Source organism: Mesorhizobium sp. M7A.F.Ca.CA.002.09.1.1 (assembly GCF_003998555.1).
Classification (GTDB): domain Bacteria; phylum Pseudomonadota; class Alphaproteobacteria; order Rhizobiales; family Rhizobiaceae; genus Mesorhizobium; species Mesorhizobium ciceri.
The window spans coordinates 1-3,408 of record NZ_RZRR01000627.1 but is presented as its reverse complement, the minus strand read 5'-3'; the positions used below and the strand labels follow the sequence as shown (position 1 = coordinate 3,408).

Sequence of the window (3,408 nt, the reverse complement as noted above, 5' to 3'; positions counted from 1 at the left end):
GTGCGGCCAAACAGGTTGAAGTCGTTGACGTAGAGCGAGCCGAGATAGATCTGCAGCGTGTTGAAGACATCGGGCAGGTTGAGGCCGAGCAGTTTGGCCTTGCTGCGGTCGAGGTCGTAGTTGAACTGTGGCGTCGAGGTCGAGAACGGCGAGAACAGCTGCTGCGGGTTGATTTCCGGCTGCTTGCGCGCCTCGGCGATCACGGCTTGCGTCGCATCGTTGAGGGCTGAACTGCCGCGGCCGGTCAGATCCTCGACGACGAATTCGAAGCCGCCCGTCGTGCCGATACCGGGGATCGACGGCGGATCGAAGCTCAGCGCGAAGGCTTCCGGGATCTGCATCAGCTTGCCGCGCACATCGGCGACGAGCTTCGATGCGCTCTGGTCGGGGCCCCGCTCCTCCCATGGCTTCAGGATGGCGAATTCGACCGCCGAATTCGATTGCGCGGCACTGGTCAGGAAGTTCAGGCCGCTGATCGAGCCGACGATGTCGACGCCGGGCGTCGCCTGCAGGATGTCGCGTGCCTTCTGCGCCACCGCGTCGGTGCGTTCCAGCGATGCGCCGTCGGGCAACTGGATGACGACGAAGAAATAGCCCTGGTCCTCGACCGGAAGGAAGGTCGAGGGCAGGCGCTGCCAGACGAAGTAGGTGGCGACCAGCCCCGCCGCGAACAGGCCGAGCATGATCCAGCGCAAACGGATGAGGATGCGCACACCATTGGCATAGGCGTGCGACAGCCTGTCGAAGCCGGTGTTGAACCAGCGGAACGGGGCGAACTGCGTTTCGCCGCGATGCCGCAGGAAGGCGGCACTGAGCGCGGGGCTCAGCGTCAGCGAGTTGAAGGCGGAGATGCCGACGGAGATCGCCACCGTCAGTGCGAACTGGTTGTAGAGCTTGCCGGAGACGCCGGGAATGAAGGCGACCGGCACGAACACCGCCATCAGCACCGCGGTGGTGGCGATGATCGGGCCGGTGACCTCGGTCATTGCGGCCTTGGTCGCCGCAAGCGGTTTGAGCCCGGCCTCCAGCTGTCGTTCGACATTCTCGACCACGACGATGGCGTCGTCGACGACGAGGCCGATCGCCAGCACCATGCCGAGCAGGGAGAGCATGTTGAGCGAGAAGCCGAGCATCTCCATGACGACCAGCGTCGCCACCAGCGACACCGGAATGGCGATGGTCGGGATGATCGTCGTGCGCCAGCTTTGCAGGAAGAGGAACACCACGGCGACGACCAGCACCAGCGCTTCGCCGAGCGTGATCAGCACGTCATGCATCGACGCCGAGACGAAACGGGTGGTGTCGTAGTGCATCGCATAGGACACGCCCTTCGGGAAACGGCCCGACAGCTCCTGCATCTTGTCCTTGACGCGCTGCTGCAGATCGAGCGCGTTGGAGCCGGGCATCTGGTAAACGGCAAGCACCACGGTCGGGTCTTTACCGAAGAAGGCAGACGACGAATATTGCAGCGCGCCGAGTTCGATGCGGGCGACGTCGCGCAGCCTGACCAGCGAGCCGGTATCGGTGTTGGCGCGCACGACGATGTCGCCGAATTCCTTGGGATCGCTCAAGCGGCCGACGGCGTTGACCTGCATCTCGAAGGCGGTGCCGGCGGGTGCCGGCGACTGGCCGATCTTGCCGGCCGCCACCTGGACGTTCTGTTCGGCGATGGCGTTTTGCACATCGACGGCGGTGATGCCGAGATTGGCGAGCTTGTCGGGATCGAGCCAGACGCGCATCGAATAGCGCCGCTCGCCGAAGATCTGCACGTCGCCGACGCCGGGCAGCCGCTTCAGCGGGTCGACCACCTGCAGATAGGCAAGGTTGCTCAGCGCCACCGGATCGACCGAACTGTCGGGCGAAGTCAGGTTGACGATCAGGACGAAGTTCGGATTCTGCTTCTTGATCGTCACGCCGCCCTGGTTGACGATCGCCGGCAGCGACGAGGCGGCCTGCGAGACGCGGTTCTGCACGTCGACGGCGGCGGTGCTCAGCGAATAGCCGACATCGAAGGTGATGGTGATGGTCGAGGAGCCGTCATTGGAACTCGTCGACGACATGTAGGTCATGCCCTGCACGCCGTTGATCTGCTGCTCCAGCGGCGTCGTCACCGTGTCGGCCACCACTTGTGCGCTGGCGCCCGGATAATGGGCGCTGACCACGACCTGCGGCGGCGTGATGTCGGGAAACTGCGAGACGGGCAGCAGGAAATAACAAATCGACCCGGCGAGCACCATGATGATGGCGATCGCCGAGGCGAAGATCGGACGGTGAATGAAAAAGTTTACCACGACACGCACGCCTCTCCGGCTGCTGTTGCCCGCCCGAAGGCGCTGGCAACCCTGGACAGCCTTTGGCCGCGCTTGTCACCGAGGCCGTCCCGCGAACGCAGCAACGGCACCTCGCCACGCTGCGTATCGGCGAGCGAGCGCAACATCGTCTCGAAGGCGCGCGGGTCGACGCCATCGGCTTTCATGACCAGCCGGATCATCGGATCCCGGACGGCTTCATCTATGGTAAGATCGCGGCGCTGTGGCATGGCCGGCTCCTTGTCTGTCGATTCGCAGCCCGTGCTCGCGAACCGTTTTCATCTCTTCACCGGCCGAGGCCGCATGATTGGCAGTTTCTCGCCCCTCTCGTCTGGCAGGGCCGTTCACGGCCTTGTTATTGACGGTGGACGATATAGGTGTTACCAGTAAGTAACATTCTGGAAGTTACAGACCGGTAACACCCTAGTCAAGAGGTGGCCGAGGGTTTTTTGGAAACGAAAGGAGATCATGATGGCAGACGGCATCGTGGAGCGCTCTCGTCCCCGGGATCGGATCCTGGAGACGGCACGCGACATGTTCCACAAGCATGGCATCAAGGGCGTCGGCGTCGACGCCATCACCGAAGCTGCCGGCACGAACAAGATGACGCTCTATCGTCACTTCGAATCCAAGGACGAACTGATCGTCGAATGCCTGCGCGCCAATGCGGCCAAGGCCGGCGCTATGTGGGAAGCATTCGAGGCCGAATTCCCTGGTGACAAGCTTGCCCAACTGCATGCCTGGGTTCGCAAGGCGGCTGCCATGCTCAATGCGGACGGCCGCGGCTGCGACATGGCCAACGCCGCCGCTGAGCTGACCGAGCCGGACCATCCGGCCAGGCTGGTGATCAAGGAGCTCAAGGAAGCCCAGCGCGCGCGCCTTGTGACGCTATGTCGGGATGCCGGCATTGGTCAGGCCGAACTGCTCGCCGATACGCTGTCGCTGTTGTTCGAGGGCGCGCGTGTCAGCGTGCAGACCGTGGGTACCGAAGGTCCGAGCACCCAGTTCGTGCGCATGGCCGAAGGGCTGATCGTTTCGTTCCGGGGCGCTGCCGCCGGTTGAGATTCGCCACGATTGTTGGCGGGTTACGGCTCTATGA

Annotated in this window: 3 protein-coding genes; 1 reads left to right on the top strand and 2 read right to left on the bottom strand. The window is 63.6% G+C overall.

Going from position 1 to position 3,408, the window contains the following annotated elements; genetic code table 11:
* Both EN994_RS23390 and EN994_RS23385 read right to left on the bottom strand, forming a co-directional pair.
* Nucleotides 1–2,291 (bottom strand): efflux RND transporter permease subunit (locus EN994_RS23390; RefSeq protein ID WP_164746108.1); only part of this gene is annotated, 2,291 nt, incomplete at its 3' end.
* The gene (locus tag EN994_RS23385; protein WP_024502614.1) at nucleotides 2,285–2,539 is read right to left on the bottom strand and encodes a hypothetical protein; all 255 of its coding nucleotides are present in this window, start codon (nucleotides 2,537–2,539) and stop codon (nucleotides 2,285–2,287) included. The genes EN994_RS23390 and EN994_RS23385, both read right to left, overlap by 7 nt.
* Before the next feature lie 241 nt (nucleotides 2,540–2,780).
* Here EN994_RS23385 and EN994_RS23380 point away from each other — a divergent pair, with 241 nt between their 5' ends.
* Nucleotides 2,781–3,371 carry a TetR/AcrR family transcriptional regulator gene (locus tag EN994_RS23380; RefSeq protein WP_013532873.1) on the top strand — a complete coding sequence of 197 codons (591 nt, stop codon included), beginning with the start codon at nucleotides 2,781–2,783 and terminating at the stop codon, nucleotides 3,369–3,371.
* The last annotated feature ends 37 nt before the right edge of the window (nucleotides 3,372–3,408 follow it).